The organism is Methanocella sp., assembly GCF_035506375.1.
GTDB lineage: Archaea > Halobacteriota > Methanocellia > Methanocellales > Methanocellaceae > Methanocella.
In genome coordinates this window covers 1-18,485 of the sequence record NZ_DATJPM010000062.1, presented here as the reverse complement: position 1 = coordinate 18,485, position 18,485 = coordinate 1, and the positions used below count along the sequence as shown (strand labels likewise).

The 18,485-nt window shown below is 55.8% G+C and carries 22 protein-coding genes and 1 pseudogene; 15 read left to right on the top strand and 8 right to left on the bottom strand.

The window, feature by feature from the left end:
• Nucleotides 1–684, bottom strand: coding sequence for a glycosyltransferase (locus VMC84_RS08315; protein WP_325379546.1), 684 nt, complete (start codon nt 682–684; stop codon nt 1–3).
• Nucleotides 685–870: 186 nt separating this feature from the next.
• Between VMC84_RS08315 and VMC84_RS08310 the strand changes: the two are divergent.
• Nucleotides 871–966 (top strand): annotated as a pseudogene (locus VMC84_RS08310) (maltose acetyltransferase domain-containing protein); the annotation flags it as partial.
• Nucleotides 967–1,016: 50 nt separating this feature from the next.
• Here VMC84_RS08310 and VMC84_RS08305 read toward each other — a convergent pair.
• The gene (locus VMC84_RS08305) at nt 1,017–1,760 is read right to left on the bottom strand and encodes a tRNA(His) guanylyltransferase Thg1 family protein (protein ID WP_325379542.1); all 744 of its coding nucleotides are present in this window, start codon (nt 1,758–1,760) and stop codon (nt 1,017–1,019) included.
• 70 nt (nt 1,761–1,830) lie between these two features.
• Here VMC84_RS08305 and VMC84_RS08300 point away from each other — a divergent pair, with 70 nt between their 5' ends.
• Nucleotides 1,831–3,063 (top strand): MFS transporter, encoded by a 1,233-nt coding sequence (locus tag VMC84_RS08300; RefSeq protein ID WP_325379540.1) that lies wholly within the window; start codon nt 1,831–1,833, stop codon nt 3,061–3,063.
• Nucleotides 3,064–3,461: 398 nt separating this feature from the next.
• On the opposite strand, the gene VMC84_RS08295 is transcribed toward VMC84_RS08300, so the two are convergent.
• Nucleotides 3,462–3,731: a PRC-barrel domain-containing protein gene (locus VMC84_RS08295; protein WP_325379538.1), complete on the bottom strand. Its 270-nt coding sequence runs from the start codon at nt 3,729–3,731 to the stop codon at nt 3,462–3,464.
• Nucleotides 3,732–3,828: 97 nt separating this feature from the next.
• Between VMC84_RS08295 and VMC84_RS08290 the strand changes: the two genes are divergently transcribed.
• On the top strand, nt 3,829–4,926 hold the full coding sequence (locus tag VMC84_RS08290) for a CBS domain-containing protein (protein WP_325379536.1): 1,098 nt from the start codon (nt 3,829–3,831) through the stop codon (nt 4,924–4,926).
• A 56-nt stretch (nt 4,927–4,982) separates the two neighbouring features.
• Entirely contained in the window at nt 4,983–6,299 is a 1,317-nt protein-coding gene (locus VMC84_RS08285) for a TraB/GumN family protein (RefSeq protein ID WP_325379534.1), read from the top strand.
• 56 nt (nt 6,300–6,355) lie between these two features.
• Here VMC84_RS08285 and mptA read toward each other — a convergent pair whose 3' ends face one another.
• Nucleotides 6,356–7,372, bottom strand: a complete 1,017-nt coding sequence (mptA, locus tag VMC84_RS08280; protein WP_325379532.1) for a GTP cyclohydrolase MptA — start codon at nt 7,370–7,372, stop codon at nt 6,356–6,358.
• A gap of 111 nt (nt 7,373–7,483) precedes the next feature.
• Complete coding sequence (locus tag VMC84_RS08275; RefSeq protein ID WP_325379530.1) at nt 7,484–8,023, bottom strand: hypothetical protein; 540 nt, start codon at nt 8,021–8,023, stop codon at nt 7,484–7,486.
• Between the two features lie 95 nt (nt 8,024–8,118).
• Between VMC84_RS08275 and VMC84_RS08270 the strand changes: the two genes are divergently transcribed.
• The 11 genes from VMC84_RS08270 (at nt 8,119) to ribB (ending at nt 16,865) form a co-directional block, all read left to right on the top strand.
• A complete protein-coding gene (locus VMC84_RS08270; RefSeq protein WP_325379528.1) occupies nt 8,119–9,762 on the top strand; it encodes a type II/IV secretion system ATPase subunit in 1,644 nt (547 codons plus the stop codon).
• A complete protein-coding gene (locus VMC84_RS08265; protein ID WP_325379526.1) occupies nt 9,755–10,603 on the top strand; it encodes a type II secretion system F family protein in 849 nt (282 codons plus the stop codon). Before VMC84_RS08270 ends, VMC84_RS08265 begins: the two co-directional genes overlap by 8 nt.
• 1 nt (nt 10,604) lies before the next feature.
• The gene (locus VMC84_RS08260; RefSeq protein WP_325379524.1) at nt 10,605–11,501 is read left to right on the top strand and encodes a type II secretion system F family protein; all 897 of its coding nucleotides are present in this window, start codon (nt 10,605–10,607) and stop codon (nt 11,499–11,501) included.
• Nucleotides 11,498–12,241 (top strand): hypothetical protein, encoded by a 744-nt coding sequence (locus tag VMC84_RS08255; protein ID WP_325379522.1) that lies wholly within the window; start codon nt 11,498–11,500, stop codon nt 12,239–12,241. Before VMC84_RS08260 ends, VMC84_RS08255 begins: the two co-directional genes overlap by 4 nt.
• The gene (locus VMC84_RS08250) at nt 12,234–12,656 is read left to right on the top strand and encodes a DUF7266 family protein (protein ID WP_325379520.1); all 423 of its coding nucleotides are present in this window, start codon (nt 12,234–12,236) and stop codon (nt 12,654–12,656) included. The genes VMC84_RS08255 and VMC84_RS08250 overlap by 8 nt, the downstream gene beginning before the upstream one ends.
• 8 nt (nt 12,657–12,664) lie before the next feature.
• Complete coding sequence (locus tag VMC84_RS08245; RefSeq protein WP_325379518.1) at nt 12,665–13,192, top strand: hypothetical protein; 528 nt, start codon at nt 12,665–12,667, stop codon at nt 13,190–13,192.
• Complete coding sequence (locus tag VMC84_RS08240) at nt 13,179–13,601, top strand: DUF7262 family protein (protein ID WP_325379516.1); 423 nt, start codon at nt 13,179–13,181, stop codon at nt 13,599–13,601. The genes VMC84_RS08245 and VMC84_RS08240 overlap by 14 nt, the downstream gene beginning before the upstream one ends.
• Nucleotides 13,602–14,093 (top strand): DUF7261 family protein, encoded by a 492-nt coding sequence (locus tag VMC84_RS08235; RefSeq protein WP_325379514.1) that lies wholly within the window; start codon nt 13,602–13,604, stop codon nt 14,091–14,093.
• A gap of 42 nt (nt 14,094–14,135) precedes the next feature.
• A complete protein-coding gene (locus tag VMC84_RS08230) occupies nt 14,136–14,816 on the top strand; it encodes a 2-phosphosulfolactate phosphatase (RefSeq protein WP_325379513.1) in 681 nt (226 codons plus the stop codon).
• A 676-nt stretch (nt 14,817–15,492) separates the two neighbouring features.
• Nucleotides 15,493–16,125 carry a DUF120 domain-containing protein gene (locus VMC84_RS08225; protein WP_325379511.1) on the top strand — a complete coding sequence of 211 codons (633 nt, stop codon included), beginning with the start codon at nt 15,493–15,495 and terminating at the stop codon, nt 16,123–16,125.
• Nucleotides 16,122–16,865, top strand: a complete 744-nt coding sequence (gene ribB / locus VMC84_RS08220) for a 3,4-dihydroxy-2-butanone-4-phosphate synthase (protein WP_325379509.1) — start codon at nt 16,122–16,124, stop codon at nt 16,863–16,865. The genes VMC84_RS08225 and ribB overlap by 4 nt, the downstream gene beginning before the upstream one ends.
• A 72-nt stretch (nt 16,866–16,937) precedes the next feature.
• On the opposite strand, the gene VMC84_RS08215 is transcribed toward ribB, so the two are convergent.
• From VMC84_RS08215 to VMC84_RS08205, 3 genes are all read right to left on the bottom strand, one after another.
• Complete coding sequence (locus tag VMC84_RS08215) at nt 16,938–17,660, bottom strand: hypothetical protein (protein WP_325379507.1); 723 nt, start codon at nt 17,658–17,660, stop codon at nt 16,938–16,940.
• A gap of 259 nt (nt 17,661–17,919) precedes the next feature.
• On the bottom strand, nt 17,920–18,114 hold the full coding sequence (locus VMC84_RS08210; protein WP_325379505.1) for a 30S ribosomal protein S27ae: 195 nt from the start codon (nt 18,112–18,114) through the stop codon (nt 17,920–17,922).
• Nucleotides 18,115–18,127: 13 nt separating this feature from the next.
• Nucleotides 18,128–18,485: hypothetical protein (locus VMC84_RS08205; RefSeq protein ID WP_325379503.1), on the bottom strand; the 358-nt coding region annotated here is incomplete at its 5' end.

Below are 18,485 nucleotides of genomic sequence, written 5' to 3'. Positions count from 1 at the left end.
TCACTTTAATTCCAGCCTGACCTTCATTAAATTAAAGAACATCGAGGGCACGTACTTGAAGCTAAAAGTGCTCCCCTTGTCGTCCTTCCATACGACGGGCACCTCTTTTATTTCGCAGCCTGCATTCTTCAGTCTCCATAGCAGTTCCACGTCGAACTCGAAGCCCCGGCATTCCATTAATGGCGCCACCTGATCGATGTACTCCTTCTTGAAGACCTTGCCCCCGCACTGGGAGTCCCGGATCTTCAGGCCGAAGATGACGCGGGACAACATAAAATTAAACACCTCGCTGGCGAACCGCCGGAAAAGATACTGGCCCTCCATAATCACGGATTCTCTGGACTTGCGGTCGGCGATGACGCATCCCGCTCCCGTCCTGTCCATCTCGTCCAGTAAGCGTAAAAACTGGTCGACCTTGAGCGAGTTGTCGGCGTCGGTGAAGCCTACGATATCGCCACGGGCTGCCTTGAAGCCCTCCAGCACGGCGCCGCCCTTTCCCAGGCGGTGGCCGAACTCCAGCACCTTCCCGTATGGCCCGGCCAGCGCGGCGGTGCGATCGTTCCCGTCGCAGACGACGATCAGCTCGAACTCCCTGCCCGCGGCCTTCAGACCCTCGCTGTAATCCTCGAGGGTCGTCTTTATCCTCTTCTCCTCGTTGTACGCAGGGACGATGACGCTTATCAATCCGGATTCCTCTAAGCTTCATCTACCATAATTAAAACAAGTATATTAACCTTGTCTATTTCGTACTGTGTTGAATTACTCCTTTATTTTTAAGTTTTATAAGGGCATATTCAACACAGCATAATTTTTCTTTCATTTTATTGTAGTTATCGTTTTAGCCACGGCCATTTTAACTAATATACGGACATGGCCACAGAAAGAGAAAAAATGCTGGCGGGGGAACTTCACAATGCCAGTGACAGCGAGCTTGTAGCCCTTCGCATGAAGGCACTGCGCCTGTCGTTGCGGCGGGCAACCCCTGTAAAATACTAACTAAAGCGACTATAGGCTCTTCAGAAGAGCTTCAGGCTCTTTAAAAAAGCCTCGCCCTCTTTTGACCCGAACAACGGCGGGTCCCAGGACTCCTCGACCTCCGTTCTCCTCACGCGGACGTTCTCCTTTTTTCCCTGGTCGAAGCCCCGCTTGACGACCATTTTTTTGTAGATGAACACGCCCTTCCGCTGCCACGCGGGCGTCTCGTTCAGGTTCACGCCGCGCCGCCACATCATCTCGTGGATGTCCTCGAACTTCATGCCGCGCAGCTGCTTCGACGCCTGCGGCTCCGCCAGGCCCTCCCTGATGAGCATGTAAAAGCCGTAGGACTGCATGTGGTTGCGCCATGCCTCCGCCTGCCGCCACTGCAGGTAGCCCGCCACGTCCTCGTAGTGCAGGGGAACGACGCGGGCGTCGAAGGCCAGGGGCGTGCTCAATTTTAAGGCGAGCGTCAGGGCGCTGGACAGGAACGAGGGCACCACGGAGTCGAGCTTCTCTACGCGGCCGTCGAAAGGAAGATCCTTAAAGAAGATGTTGAATTCATCCGAGAACGTGTACACCCAGAGCGGCCCCAGGCCGCTGGACTCCATGAGTGCGCGCCCCGCGGCCATCATCGCCTTCTCGAACTTCAGGTCGTAGGGCTTCTTAAATCTGAGCCTGGCCAGTGACTCCTTGAAGTTGCGCCCGTCGGCCCGTATGACGACAGGCGGCAGCGCCCGGATATCCTTATAGATCTCCTTTACCTTGAATCGCTCGTCTGCCATAGGCCACCAAATAACATTATATTTATCTATCGGTATTGTATATTACCATTTTTCATCAGCCGCGATCGCCATGTCCGTGAACATACTTAACAATGTAAGGCTGCCCTCGTATGACCGGAGGCTGTGGGTCCTCTTTTTCGGCATGGCCCTAAACCAGTTCGGCATGTCCATCGTGATGCCCTTCATTTCCATCTACCTCTACTACTACCAGGGAGTTTCGGCGGGCCTCGTGGGGTTCGCCATGTTCGTCTCGTCGTTCGTGGGGGCCATCTTCCAGTTCGTAGGCGGCGAGATGTGCGACCGGCTGGGCCGTCGTTTCACCTTCATCCTGGGCCTGGCGATCCTCATAACCAGCTTCCTGCTGCTCGGGTGGGCGGTCGGCGCGAAAGCGAATTACGGGCTCTACCTGCTCATCCTCTGCATGACCCGAGTCGCCACCGGGCTCTTCCGCCCTATACCTAATATCATCGCCACCGACCTGGTGCCTTCGGAAAAGCGCCTGGAGACGTTTAGCCTGTTACGCATCGGGCAGAATGCCGGGTTCGCCTTAGGGCCCATGGTGGGCGGTTTCATGGCGCTCCTGTCCTACTCGTCGATGTTTTATTTCACGGCCATCACCAGCAGTATCTATCTATTCCTTGTCGTCTTTTTCATCGGCGATACGCGAACGTGTATGCCGGCACGGCGGTTCAGGCTGACGGACCTGCGCAAAATACCGGACGACAGGCCGTTCATGGTCTTCTCCGTCCTGGTGTTCCTCGTCTCAATCGTCTACTCGCAGATGTACTCGCCGCTCTCCGTTTACTCGAAGGGGTTCGTGGGGCTCTCGGAGCCGGAGATCGGCATGCTCTTCGCCATCAACGGCATCATGGTCGTGGCGGCGCAGTACTTCGTGACCAGGCTCACGGACCGCTACCGGCTCACCCTGTCCATGGGCATCGGCGTGATGCTCTACGCGCTGGGCTTCGGGCTCGTCGCGTTCTCTCACAGTTTCCTGATGCTGGCCTTATGCATATTCATCGTCACGCTGGGCGAGTTAACGTACATGCCCCCGCAGACGACCCTTACGGCCAACCTGTCCATGGAGGAGAACCGCGGCCGGTACCAGGGCATCAGCGGGCTGACGAGCACCCTGGGCTTTGCGGTCGGGCCGCTGCTGGGCGGAATACTCCTGGACCACCTGCCGGGCATGTACGTGTGGCTCGTCGTGGGAGCGGCAGGCGTCGCCTGTGCTCTGAGCTTTATTTACTTAAAAAAGCTGGTGCCGCCAGACAAGAATGGCTCGTATATTCTAGAAGACTAATGCTTGACAAGACCCTCTAAGAAAGGCTAAGTTGCTCGAAGACTTTTTCAGCCTCAAAGTAGCTCGAAGCTGGCTCTAAGCTCTCTAAGACTAATTAAAAATCGTTGGTGCTGCCTGGTGTAGCCCTGGTGCCGCCTGGTGATATAAATAATATTGGTGTGGCCTGGTGTAAACCTGGTGGGGTTGAAACTCTTGTGCTAACAAGCGGCACCAAGTTTACACCAGGCCGCACCAATATTTTTAAAATATTTAATAATGTATTCGTGTCGCTTCTGGCCCGCTTAGAGTAACCTCGTGGCTGAAATCGTATTCGTGCATTCTTATTATTTTTAAAGGGTATTAACTGGCTGAATAATTACGATTGCAATTAAAAAAGGAATGGGTCGAGGTCGAGGAGCTTATATCTCTTCGGCTTCTTCGCCCTTCTCGCCGAGACTGACGTTCGGCTGCCTTATGATGACGATGTCGCCCGCGGCGAGCACCCACCTGTACGGGATGATGACGCCCTTGGTCTCCACGTCGAACAGGTCCTTGTTGACATTACCCAGCGCCAGGCCGGAGATCTTCCTCTCGTTCGCCTCGAGCTGGACGTCCTGCACCTTGCCCACGTATTTCCCCTTGTCAGTATACACGTTCAGGTCGAATAAAGAGGTTATATCAGCAATCATTAAGTATCCTCTCCCCAACTTATAGCCATATAATGATATATACTTTGTTAGATAATATTAAAACGTTATGGTGTCTTCGCTTAAAATCGGGAGCGTAATGGGCATTCCCATAAAGCTCCATGTAACATTTTTACTCATACTTCCATTTATCGCCTTCGCGTTCGCGACCTCCCCCGCGCCTCTCGGCTTTAGCGGCGTGCCCGACCTCTGGCTTCGCATAGGCCTGAGCCTGCTGGGGGCGATACTGCTTTTCGCCTGCGTGCTCATCCACGAGCTGGCGCACTCGTATGTCGCCGTGCATAACGGCATAAAGATCGGGGGCATCACGCTCTTCCTGTTCGGCGGAGTCTCGGAGATGGAGGACATACCGAGGAATCCCGCGGTCGAGATGCTCATGGCCTTCGCCGGGCCGGCGATCAGCGTCGTGCTCGGCGTGGTCTTCGCGGCCATATACTTCCTTGTGCCGGGAATGCAGAATCCGGGCTCATACGCGGGCACGATGATTGCCCTCCTGGCATACATGAACATCGCCCTCGGCGTATTCAACATCCTGCCGGCCTTCCCCATGGACGGCGGCAGGGTCCTGCGTGGATTCCTGGCGGAGAGGATGCCTTACATCCGGGCCACCCGCATCGCCGTCAGCATCGGCAAGCTGTTCGCCTATATCCTGGCGCTCATCGGCATCCTGACCTGGGCGTTCGGCGGCCTGTGGTTCATCGTCATCGCCCTGTTTATTTACATGGCGGCGGGCGAGGAGGAGCAGGCGACGACGACGTCCATGACGCTGGAGGGAATAAAAGTAAAGGACATCATGACGGCGGACGTGCACACCATGGACGCGAACGCCACAGCTTCGCAGGCCATCGACACGATGTTCAAGCTCAAGCACCTCGGCTATCCAGTCGTGGACGCGGGCAAAATGGTCGGCATCGTGACGCTTACGGACGTGTCCCATGTGCCCGTGGATGCCCGGGCGACGACGCCGGTCCGCGACATCATGACCAGAAACGTTATAACGCTGAAACCCGATGATGATGCGTTCACGGCGCTTCAAAAGCTGTCGACTAACAAGATCGGGCGTCTCGTAGTGATGGAAGGAGACCGCATCGCGGGCATCGTCTCGAGGACGGACATGCTCAAGGCCCTGGAGCTCTATGAAGTGGCCCGGGCCGGAGTAAACTTACCCAACGCTTAAATATAAAAAATTAACAATAAAATTGATAATCATTAAAACTCTTTACAGTACCGGTCGTGAAAAAGTTGATCGAAGGACAGGCGGACACACAGGCTGAAATACGCGTTTCTCAGAATCCTCTGGATAACATCATGCTCGTAGGCACGGCCCACGTGTCGGAAAAAAGCGTTAAGGAGGTCGAGGAGGCCATCGAGGCCTATAAGCCCGACGTCGTCGCGATCGAGCTCGACGCCCGCCGCTACCGCTCGCTGAAGGAGGGTAACCAGGAGAACAAGGAGATACCCATAAAAGAGCTCCTCAAGGGCAACAACCTGGCGATCTTTTTGATCCAGACCATGCTGGCCTTCGTCCAGCGCAAGGTCGGCGCCGAAATGGGCGTGAAGCCCGGCTCGGAGATGCTGGCCGCCATCGACGCCGCCAACGCCCGCCACCTGAGCATAGCGCTCATCGACCGTGACCTGGGCATCACGCTCGCCCGCTTCTGGGCGAAGATGTCTCTCCTCGAAAAGTTACGGATGGGCTACTCGCTCATCCTGGCCTCGCTGGGCATCGGCACGAAGGACATCGACATCGACAAGATCACCCAGGAGGACGTGGTCTCCAGCCTCATCGAGGAGCTCAGGGAATACACGCCCACCGTCGCCGAAGTCCTGGTTGACGAGCGGGACGCGTACCTGGCCCATAATCTGCTCGAGATCGCGAAGACGAAGCGCGTGCTCGGCGTCGTGGGGGCGGGGCACCGTGAAGGTATCCATAAGTACCTTGAGCACCCGGAGACGATCCCCTCCATCGAGGCCATCTCTACCGTGCCGAAGAAGCGGCACATACCCTGGCTGAAGATCTTCAGCGCGCTGATCGTGCTCTCCATTATACTGATATTCGTATTGCTAATTCTTTCGGGCATTCCACTGCAACAGCTATTCGTGGCGCTCGTCGTGCTCTTTATCGTCCAGGGCATGCTATCGGCCCTGTTCGTGGCGGCCGTCGGGGGCCACTGGAAATCGATCGCGACGGCCTTCGCTCTCGCCTGGTACGCGTTCCTCAACCCCGTGCTAGCCATCGGCTGGCTGGCCGGCGTCGTCGAGGCATCCCAGTATCCGCCCACCATGGAGGACCTGAATACGCTGCTGGGCAGCGGAGACGAAGAGGCAGGGGTCGTCGAGACGCTCAAGGGCATGTTCAATAATAAGCTGTTTAAGGCCATCGCCGTAGCCGCCGTGGCCAACGTCGGCAGCATGCTGGGCACTATCCTGGGCGCGGCCATCCTGGTATACTATTTCCACATAACCGACCCCGTGACGCTTCTGCAGTCAGGCATCGGCAACGGCTATCACGCCATCACGGCCCTGCTCGCCTCTATACGGCTGCTATAGCCAATAAGAACGCTCAAGACTTTTCAGCCACACTTAAAATTGTAGCGGTAAAAAGGCTAAGTCATTGCCTTCTTCCGCCCGACCTTTGACACGACGGGCTTCGAGGCTTCCTTCGCCTTAACGGTCGCCTTGCCGTTCACTTCTTTCTTAAGCTCGCCGAAGGTGGCGTACCTCTCGGCGAAGGCGTTGTGGCGGTGTATGCTCTCCTCGTTGACCTGCTTGATGGTTATTGCCGTGTCGTCGCTAAGGTCCGGGAACCTTTGCACGAGGTTTTTGGCCATGGCCCTGACGCAGTCCTCCACGAACTTCGGGTTCTGGTGGGCGGTCCGGACTACATACTCCTCGTCCTGGCGCTTCAGTAGCTCAAACATCCGGCAGCTCATGGACTGCTCTATGATGTCTATAATGGACTCGATGGAGATACGCTTATTCTCGCCGTCCCGGTGGTCGGCGAATTCTATCTTTATGGAGCCGATGCCGCGCTGGTTGTGCGTGGGCATGGGCATATCATCTAAAAATTCCTCGATCTGGCTTTGTTTTACCCCGAGCTTCCGCAGCTTATGCTCGGCCTCGGCCTTCATGATGTCCTGCGCGCAGGGGCACGCCGTCATGGCGATGACCCGGGCCCCGATGCCCTTGCTGATGAGGCCACCCCGGACTGCCACGGCGTCGGCGCAGATGTCGTAGACTTCCTGGCACTCCATGTTCGTCACAGGCGAGCGGCGCTTCATCATGTACTCTCCCTGCATGCTCACTTCGGCACGGGACGAGTACTCGTGCTTGGCCAGGAGTTCCCTGGACACGTCGACGCATAAATCTTCTATCGCGTAGACGGGCTCCTTTATGGCGTCTTCCAGGACCTTGTCGATGACCTCGAGATTCCGGGAGAGGTTTGCGCCCTTACGGTTGGAGGGAAGGTCCACGAAAATGTCGAACGTGGGTATCAGGATGATGGGCCTCTTCGAGCCGCGGGCGATCTCCACCATCTTCTTGACTTCGGTGACGCCCACCTTCGTTAAGCTGATCCTGACGTCGGGGTTGCCGGCTTGCACGTCGGGTAATATCAAGAACATTCACCTATGGGATGTTGTTATAAAGCTGTGAAGTACGATAAGGTTTATCGTACGCAGGAGAAGCCATAAGGTTTGTCGTATGGGTGCCTGACATGCCTTAAAAGACGCGCTTCATTTATTAACTTTGTCTAACGCCAGGCAGTCGCCGAGCGCCGAGGAGATGAAGGCTCTCGCGGCCTCCAGGTCGCCAGGTGTCATTGCTTCCCTGTTCCCTTCCCCCAGCGCTTTATCGACAAGGAGCGACGCGAATTTTTCCCCGAAAATAAGGGCGATGGCCCGCCTCCAGCGACCGGCAAGGCGCTCCACGTCCGAGGCCGGAATATACGGCCGGATACAGTTTCGCTGCCCGCGGCCGGCGAACATGAGCCCGATAAGGCGGGAAAGGTCCCCCGGAGCAATGCCATCCCTGTAGAATGCAGCGACGGCCATGTCGCCGTACTCGTACTTGACCACCAGCAGCTTTCCCCAGCCGTCCTCAATAAGGACTTCGCTGGCCTTCAGGCTTCCCATGCATGCGATGAGCCATTGCAGGCCGGAGTCTTCAGGATAACTGCGCCCTCCCGATGATACGACAACCTTTTCTACGCCCGGGAATAAACCCGTGATGCCCTTTTCCAGAGTGTTATGCCACGAATTAAGGTCGTCAGCCATATGCTAATTCCTCAATCACATTAGTTACAACAAATTATAAATAATATGCGTATTACTTATTTACAATTATAAGAAATTAATTATCGGTGTTAACGATGAGCCTTGCGCGGGATGCACTATTGAGCGTGGACGATGACGGGCCGAGAAAAAGCCTCAAGGCCGGTAATGTAAAGGGCACTGCGGCTGAGCCGCCCGCCCCGAAAGATGAGGAACCCCGGCCTGTTGAGCGCTCCGGCGGCGTGGAAGTGGTTAAAAGCTACAGGATCGACAGCCATTGCAGTGTACAGATCCTCTGGGACGCCATGTCGGGAAAATGCCGGTATGACCTGATCGAGCCCACGATGAACTGCGACGAATGTAAAGTACATGACGCTATCGTTGCCGAGCTGCATAAAAAGCCCCGCGGGGAACTCGAGGCAATGAAGAAATCCGGGGGCCGGAAGCGTATCCGCCAGAAGTTCGAGCGCTTATGCATGGAAAGAAGCGTGCCCGCCTCTCTAAAAGATAAAATGCGGTACTTCATCGAGCGCGATTTCTGGGGCTATAAGAAGATCGACGCCCTGCTCCGGGACGAGAACGTGGAGGACGTGAGCTGCAACGGCTACGGAAGCCCCGTCTACGTTTATATGCCCGAGTACGAGTCTATCCCCACGGGCATCACTTTCAATACAGAAGAGGAGCTGGACGACTTTATCCTCTATCTGGTGCAGAAAGGCGGAAAGTCCATCAGCGCCGCCCACCCCATCCAGGACGTATCGCTGCCGGACGGGTCCAGGCTCAATGGCACCATATACAGGGAAGTCAGCTCCAACGGCTCGACGTTCTCCATCCGTGTGGCTAACCGGACCAGGAGGGCGGCCGAGCTGCTGAGGCAGCGCACCTTTTCGCCCGAGTCGCTGGCATTCCTGTGGCTGGCCATGGAGAACCGGTGCAGCATGGCGTTCATCGGTGGCACGGCCTCGGGTAAGACGGCCGCGCTCAACGCGGTCAGCGGCTTCATCACCGATAAGCACAAGGTCGTCACCATCGAGGATACCCGGGAAGTGAGGCTGTCATCGCAGAACTGGACGCCCCTCGTCGTGCGGGAGGCCGGCGAAGCGCCAATCACCGAGTTCGACCTGCTATTAGCCGCTTTTCGCCAGCGGCCCGAATACGTCATCGTGGGCGAGGTCCGGACGCCGGAAGGCGCCCGGGCCGCGATACACGGCATCAACTCCGGCCACACGGTGCTCATGACCTTCCACGCGGACTCCGCGGCGAGCTTCTTCAACCGCGTCCTGAACGCCCCTTTCAATATACCTCCCCATACAGCCGCCAGCCTCTCCTTGTGCGTCAACCTCGCTATGGTAAACGTCCAGTCCGGGCCCGTCGACATCAAGGTACGGCGTTGCCGCTCGATCAGCGAGATCACAGGAGTCGGCGAGGACAGCACGCTAAAGATCAACGAGCTCTTTGAATGGGACCCGGCCAGTGACCGTATCTCAATGAGGGAGGGGCAATCAGCAGTGCTGGAAAACATTCGCGGCGACAGGGGCTGGGACGACGGCCGGCTCATCGAGGAGCTGAGCTCGCGGGCGGCCGTGTTGCGATGGATCGGCGAAAACAGCGTCGTCGACGAGGCGCGCATCAAAAAGATCGTCGAGTCATACCACCGGGACCGGAAGGGCCTGCTCAGGTTCATTTTGGCGCACCCGGCCTTCGATGGCGACATAACGCTGGGGGATTACGCCTATGATTGAGCCATTCGAGAAGATATCCCGTCCCATGGCTCTACGGGCAAAAGTATCGCGGTCAAACTACGAGAAGTGCAGGGCGGAGAGTGATTTCGAGGAATGGATGTACGGGACCTTGCTCATATCGCTGTCTTCAGCTGTACTGGCCGCCGCCGGATACCTTATATTGCTATTTGTCATGGGCATCGCTTTCGACATTATTACATTAATTCTCATTCCATTCATTTTTATAGGTGCAGCGCTGCTCGCGTACAATGTCCGCGCTTACTCGGTCAGGTCGGCCAGGGATTACCGGGGCTCCCTCATCGACGCGAACATCGTCCACGCCGCAGGGTTCATGCTGACCATGGCAGAGTCGAACGTCCCCCTGAAGAACATGTTCGAGAACATATCGAACCTGGGCGGCGTCTATGGCAGGGATGTCGCGCTCGAGGCGGCCTATATCCTGTCGCTCGTAGAGGAAGACGGCATGGACATAGTGTCAGCCCTGAGACAGGCTCAGGCCACGTCGCCCTCCTTGTCCTGGCAGGAGCTGCTCATCGGCCTCGCCGAGGTCTATGGCAGCGGCGGCAGCCTGAAAGGATACCTCCGGGGCAAGTACGAGGCCTATACCGAGAGAAAGCGCATGGACGTGAGAAGGTTCAACGACAGTATGCAGGGGCTGTCGTCGGTCTTCCTGTCGCTCGTCGGCATCGCCTCGATCTTCATATCGCTCATCAACCTGGTGTTCAACATGGCTGGATGGCTGGCCAACGATTCCATCGTGTGGCTGGACGCGCTTATCGTCGTTCCCCTGGGCAGCTTCATCGTCATCCGCATGATGAAAGCCTCGAACCCGGAGGCCTGATATGCAGCTTAACGTCATCCAGCATGGTACGATCGATATATCGGATGCCCGTTTGCTGGTAAAATCGATCGGTCTTCCTGCCGTGACCGCCGCTTCCGCGGCAGGCGGCATGGCTATCGGATGTATCGTGTTCGCGCTCACGTCCGGCATAGACATGGGGCTGTTCGCCGGCCTCCTGGTCTCGCTGATCCCGGTAGCGTACGCACACAGGACCGTGGCCGTCTACGATTCGGATGTGGAGTCCAAGGCCCCGGAATTCTTCTACGACCTGTCCGAGCAGGTAAAGGCCAGCGGCTCGATCGTGAAGGCGCTCAAGCGGGTATCCCGGCACGAGTACGGCATTATCTCCGACGAGGTATGCCGCATGCTGTCCGAGGTGGAAGAGGAAGGCTACGATATCGCCTTCGCGCTCCGCGCCATGGCCTCCAGGGCAAAGAACAGCTATATCGACCGGTCCGTATCGGTCATCGTAGAAGCGCTCACCACAAGCTCCAGCCTGGAGAGCATTTTGAAGGCCGTCGCCTCCGATGGAAGGCTTTCCGGGTCGCTGAAAAAAGAGCGGCAGTCGGGGATCTCCTCATCGATATTCGTCATCTATTTCACGGCCGTTATTTTTTTAGCGGTCACCATGCTCTGCCTCACATCCTTCATGCACCTCTCCAGCGAAATGAGGCTTGCGTCGGGCGTGGAGGGCGTCGTTACCCGGGACTCGGTCATGCCATATTACGTTTTATCCGTCTCCGTAGCCCTGTGCACCGGGCTCACCATCGGGGAGATGCGCGATGCCAGCATATATGGAGGCGCCCGGGACGCCGCTTTACTTCTTTTACTAACGTTCCTCGTGTATGAGCTCGTCATCTTTCCCGGATATAACCTACTGGGGGGTTACGGTATATGATCGACGATCGCGGCGTGTCGGAGCTTATGGGCTATACCGTGATCGTCGCCGTCGTTTCCATCGCCTCGGTGGCATTGCTCGCCGGGAGCATGGGGACGCTTTCCCAGAGCGAAAAGAGCCTCGAGTATAAGGGCTCGATCTCGTCGCTCCGCTTATTAGATAATGTCGTCGCAGGCACTGTACAGTCGAACAACACCTTTGACACGGCATTCGAGATGAGCGTGCCTTCGGGATGCGACCTCGTCATAAGGGACAGGCACGACGATTTTCGATCCGTGAGCATATATTCGGACACAATGCCGCTGGCGTTCATTCCCCTTGGCAGCGCGGCCATAACCTCGCCGTTCAGGTCCGTGACATTCGAGGGAGGGGCGGTCATATCTAACGACACCGGGCTGGCGAATTCGGAAAGAAGACTCGCTATCCACACGGCCGTGCTCCCTTCGGGCAAGAAAGCGCTGTACATGTCGCTCACGTCCATATCGGGGGCGTCATTTATCAGGCACTCGGGCCCCGTCACGGTATACGTCAAATGCAACTCCTCCGCGCCTCTCGCCTGGCACATACCGGATAGCGGCAGCGCCGTGATCTATGTCAGGAGCGGGGACCCGTCCGCGTGGCAAGCGGCCTTCGAGGAGTGCGGGTTCTCCGTTACCCACGAGAGCGGCGCATTAAAAGCCGTCAGCGCCGGGGTGTCGGATATTTTTTGCTCGCGCGCGGAGGTCTGTGTTCATGAATGACGATACGGGCATAGCGATCGTATCCGAGTATGTGGCGCTCCTGGGCATATCGCTGCTGATCTTTACGGCGATATTCGCCGGGCTCGGAAGCTTCAGCAATACGGCCTCCGCCGATGCCAGAGCAAAGTCCGCTTACGATGTGGCGGCACGCGTGGGAGAGCGCATATCCTCGGCAGTAGAAAGCGGGGATTCCGTTGCTGAGGAGGTCGATCTTCCGGGACGCATATGCGGGCAGAGCTACCTCATATACGCCTCGGAAGACGACCGGTCTGTCCACGTGCTCGTAGGCCATGAGACGTATGAGGCGCCGATGATAATTCCTGAAGGTGTTGTGATCGACGGGTTCATGGCAAGCGTGCAAGGCGCGCATCGCATCGTGTATGAAAGCTCATCAAAAACTCTAACGATGGACTAGGTGTCGATATGGCGTTCTCCATCGACTTTGCGGCCGCCTATACGGTGCTGGCGATACTGCTGGTCTGCACCTTCTTCACGGCAACCAACGCCATATCCGCGGGGCTTACAGTAAGCTACGCTGGAGAGCTCGAGCCGCTCGCGGAAGGCATCGGCGACGTACTGCTGAAAGACGCCGGAGACCCCTCTGACTGGTACTTCAGCCCTTCGGCCGCCCGCAGCCCGACGATCATCGGGCTATCTACGGGCGACCCGAACATTCTCTCCACCTACAAGGTCGACGGCCTGTACATGTTTAACGCGTCGGCGCTGAAGAAAGCGGCGGGGCTGGACGATGAAAAAGAGCAGTATGGCTTAAGGCTGGAAATAAATACCAGCGACGGGTCGATCTCCAGGACAGCAGGCTACCCGCTTCCCCCGGACACCAAAGATGTGTGTAAATCGGTCCGCATCGCGTCCATCAAGGATGAGGACGGCATATACAGGGATGCCGTCCTGTATGTTTACCTCTGGAGGAAGGACGTTGGAGCTCAATGACGGGGGCGCCGTCCACCTCATAGAGGCGGCCCTGGCAACGGTGATCGTCATCGGGGCGCTGTATTACGTGAACTCTGCAGCGCCGCTCACACACGCCGGCCGGGATGACAGCCTGGGCCTGCTATCATCCGACATGCTGAACGTCATGGAGTTCAGGGCCGGTTCCATCGAACACCCTTCTCTCGGCTTTACCTTATCTTCGGCAGCGCAGTGGAACGATAGCTCGGACGAGCTATCCGCCGATATTCTTCACACGCTGCCTCCGGGTACTTATTATTTTATGGAGACGCCCTATGGCACAATAGGCCAGAGTCCGGCTACAGGAGCGGATATGTACGTCATGCCCTTTATCGCCTGCGGTGACGCCGGGATTATGCTCGACTGTAAGCTGACCCTGTGGAGGGCTTAAATGGATGACCTGGGCCAGATGATCCTGCTGTCGGCGCTGCTCGCGTGCATTTGTCTCCTGGGCGTCGTGGCATGCGTGGCGGCCGTGAACGATAGCGCTTATGCGGACGGGAGGCATTTATCCGGCGATGGCATGGCAAATATACGCTGGGCCCAGGAATGCGCGCTCCGGCGGACAGCCATATTTTACACTTCCGCTACGTGGGACGGGCGGTTCCATGCCGTCTCGGGCTTTAAGGATGCGGCGAACTCTTCCTCGGGTAACGTGTCGGAGGAGCTTTTAAAACATGGCATATTTTATCGTTTCACTTTTAACGATAGCCTGGCCGCCGAATACGCGGCCGCCCATCCTGACAACAATATGGAAAGCATCGGCGGGGTCCTGGTCGAGCGGAGCGGCAATACGGCGAAGGTATCAGGCTGCGCCTACGATATTAGTGCCGAGGGCCGCGGCGTGTCTTATCGCCTATGCCGCGTAATTACATTCGATTAGCTCGATAAAGCTTTATATCCTAAAAAGCATTCAATCGCCCGCATGCGTTATCTCATCGGCCCCGAAGGCAAGCAGCAATACGAGTCCGAGCCGGAAGGCGTCCCCGTCATCGTCGACGTCCTCCGGGCATCCTCCACCATAGTGGCGGCCCTATCGTCCGGCGCCCGGGAGGTCATACCGGTGGAAGATGCCGACAAAGCCCTTGCACTGGGCAAGGAGCTGGGCGCCGTGACTATCGGAGAGCGCCACGGTGTCAAGATCGGCGGCTTCGACTACAACAACTCGCCGACGGAAATCCTCAGCGCCGACATCAAGGATAAAACAGTGGTCATGACCACCACCAATGGCACGAGGATCATGACCGAGGGCGGCATCATCGGCAGCACGCTCAACGCCGGCGCCGTGGCCGAGCGCATCATGCCCGAGGAGCGGGTTTATCTTTTAGCCACGAATCCCCTTAGCTCGGAAGAGGATCTGAACGCGGCGAGCCTCATCGAGGTCGTGGCCGTCCTGCTGGGCCGGGGCTATTTCATGTACCAGGCTGAGCGTTTTATTCAAAATGATGCGGAGTGCCAGGCTCTGCTTGAAAGGATCCGCGGCTCGCAGGCAGGGCAGAGAGTTATTGGGCTCGGCTACGAGTACGACGTGGACATGATATGCCGGGACATCAACCGTTTTCCAATCGTGCCCGTCTACCGCGACGGCCGTATAACAGTTATTTAATGCCTTCTTATCTGTCGATTTTTAAGTTCACAAAGTTTACTGAGGCACTATTTTCACCACAATGGCAGTAGTTCCGTGTTGTTCTTTAACCGCTGTTCTACCCGATTTTAGTGTAGACTGCCGGTTTGTATCGCTAGTCTTTACTTGTTCAGTCTTCTTGGGGAGCGGGCGCCGCCGGTTGGTAACACGAAAACACGAATGTTTTCATATCCCACGTAAGGGCCCGAAGGCTCAAAGTAGATGCTTTGGCGTTTAAAACACGAAACAAGCGTCTCAAATGGCACGAACCCCTCGAAAGTCATTGAAACATGGAAGAAAGCATAACGATGGAGTCCATGCCGTCCCTCGTGTTTCAAATGCTTTTGAGATTTAGCGCCTTCGGGCCGCTTGTTTCGTGTTTTAAACGCCCGGCATGAAGCTTGGTGAATTCGGGCCCTTACGTGGGATATAAAAAAATTTCGTGGCTTCGTGATACCCACCGGAGGGCTGTACATAGGTCATGAAATGAAACGGTTAACAAGCAAACACGGAACTACTGGCCATTGTAGTGAAAAATAGTGCCTTTGTTAACTTTGTAAGCTTAAAAATATGTAAGCAAATGAGCTTTGCCTGATTATGAGAAACATTATATATCGCTTTATCATACATGATATGCATCTTAAATTTGAGGGACCACATGGAAGTCGAGATCCTGAAAAAGCTCGCCCTCATGGGCGCCGCAAAGGGAAATGTCCGTCTGTCCTCGGCCAAGCTCGGCTCGACCATAGGCATGAGTGCCCAGACGGCCGCCCGCCGTTTGGTGCATTTGGAGAAGCAGGGGTACATCAGCAGGCTTGTCACGACCGAGGGCCAGGAGGTCAGGCTCACGGACAAGGGCGTTTCGAGGCTAAATGCGGAGTTTTTAGACTACCGTAAGATCTTCGAGGACGGGCACGTTCAGCGCATCAAGGGCCGCGTCACGACGGGCCTGGGCGAGGGCCAGTACTACATTTCGCTGGACGGCTACCGGGAACAGTTTAAGGAAAAGCTGGGCTTTGAGCCGTACCCGGGAACGCTGAATTTACAGCTAAAAGAGCCGTTCGCCCACCCTGAGGCATCTGCGATCAAGATCGAGGGCTTTAAGGACGCCACGAGGACATTCGGCGGCGGCAAATGCTACGTAGTCCGGATAGATGGCATCCGGTGTGCAGTCATGAGGCCCGACCGCTCGAGCTATCCCTTGAATTTAGTGGAGATCATCGCGCCCGTGAACCTGAGGAAAACGCTTGGCCTCAAAGACGGGGACGAGGTAGAGGTGATACTTGAATGATACAGGAAGCGATCAAGGCATTACAGGGCGGGCAGCCCATACTCTTATACGACTTCGACGACCGCGAGACCGAGACCGACATCGTGATACCGGCTGAGACCACCACGCCCAAAGAGGTATACCGCCTCCGGCGTGACGCGGGCGGCCTCATCTGCACGGCCATCGATCCCGTCATTTGCGATAAGCTGGGCATCCCTTACATCGTCGACGTCCTCCGCTTCGCGGGCAACTCCGGCAACGGCTTCAAGGCGATCGAATCAATATACGAGAGGGTCGGCGACATCCCCTATGACACGAAGTCGTCGTTCTCGCTGTGGGTCAACCACCGCAAGACCTTCACGGGCATCACCGACAATGACCGTTCCTTAACGATCACGAAGCTGGGCGAGATAACGAAGAAGGCCATGAATGGAGAACACGTAAACTTCGGCGCCGAGTTCAGGTCTCCCGGCCACATGCCCCTGCTCAGGGCGGCACCGGGTCTGCTGAAAGACCGTAGAGGCCAGACCGAGTTGTCGATAGTGCTGGCAAGAGCGGCAGGCATAACTCCCGCCATGGTCATGTGCGAGATGCTCAACGGCGAGACCGGCAAGGCCCTCAAGAAGCAGGACGCCATCGCCTATGCGAAAAGGCATGGCTTCGTCTTCATCGAAGGCAAGGAAGTCGTCGATTACTTCAATCACGAGATGGCCAAAGCAATAGAACCATCAAATGGGAAGGTTCCGCAGAGTACGACGTAACTTTTTAACAATATTTTCATAATTGACGGGGACTTTTTTACTTGCATGTATTTCGGCGGCCTGAATAGCCAGCTAGTCCTGATGCTCTATTAAAGCTGGCGGCAAGGCTAAAATTGCCTTCGAGGGTAAAACTAAAATAAACTTAGAGGTTTTTGGATCATTAATTTCCTCTTTGTCCCGTGGTGATACACGGACAAGGTCCCGGGGGTATACACTGACGATGTTTGTTTTCGCATCGTATGGGCCATGGCCCCAGTGATACTTGAATAAATGGGCCATCATGTTTACATTTTTCATCTTCGTCTGCATGGTGGCTGCGGTTGGCACATCATCGTCAACCCGATGCAAAGCCGGGATGGGTCTCCCGCCAAATCGTACCTTTTCCCAATGATATTTGTATATCGGGGCTACTGCGTTTATATCCTTAATCCTCGTGGACTTCCACGTCGTCGCCACATGATTGTCCTGGCGGATGGCTTTGAAAACATCCTCCTCAAGGGTCTCGGCAGGATCTTTGAGCTTCGGCTCCATCCGACTCTCTTGTTTGTGGTCAAGCTCCATCGGAACGTGATGACTGGATCCTGGAATGAAAGTCTTCATAATCGTGCCGATGATGCCAATGTATACGATAAAAAAGACGAGGTACCAGACGATAATGTATAACGTGTTGGGAATCGGCCCCGGCGCCAGGTTAATGAAAAAAAGACTATGGTAAATAACAACATTCACCACTGCCGTGAAAAAAGCAAGGATTAACATCTTGGCAGGAAATTTAAAGCCAGCGCTGAAAACCACGTAATATGCCCCATCACTGGTATACCCTCATAGAATAAAAAACAACCGATAGAAGACTAAGGGGTATCCCGAAAAGTCGCGGACAGCCATAATAAGAGAAAGCCCGGGCTCACCATTTTATTTTATTAAAATGTTATCGTACGCCGCCTTGCACAGGGTAATACGTCCTATGCAGACGGCATACCTATAATCATCAACCGACTTGGGGGAGCGTCCTCGCCGGTGATAGTTATGGCCATAAAACTTGACAGGTTTTATGTTACTTCTTCTTGTACTCGGTATAGCCGCACTTGCCGCAAGATAAGCGGTCCGCGTGGCTGGCTAAGAATACGCCGTCGCCGCACCTGGGGCACGACTGGCCCTTGCGGACGACCTTGCCTTCCTTCACTTCATACATGCGGGACTTCAGGTTCTTGCCCTTGTTCCCCTTTGCTGCTGGTTTCTTATCTGCCATGATAAAGCCTCACTTACTTCTTCGGCTCCGCCGCCGGCGCTGCCGTGGCCGCCTCGCCTTCTTTCTTGGGGGCTTCCTTCTTGGCATTCCGCTGGACGATGTGCTCGGTCTCGGTCTTCTTCAAATGCTCGACGGTCTCGTAGATCTTGGCATAGCCCTTCGTCTCGCGCTTGCCGAACTCCGACTTCATGTTATCGATGATGACTAATTCAGGTTTCGAGTTCAGGTAAGCGGCGATCTTCGCCTTGATCTCGTCCCTGGACGGGGTGCCCAGGTTGTGAGATACGCTGAACTTTACCTCGCGCCTCTGGAGGAGCGGGTTCTTCTTTTCTTCAAGTACTTTTATGTCCATTTCTATCACCAGATTGCTC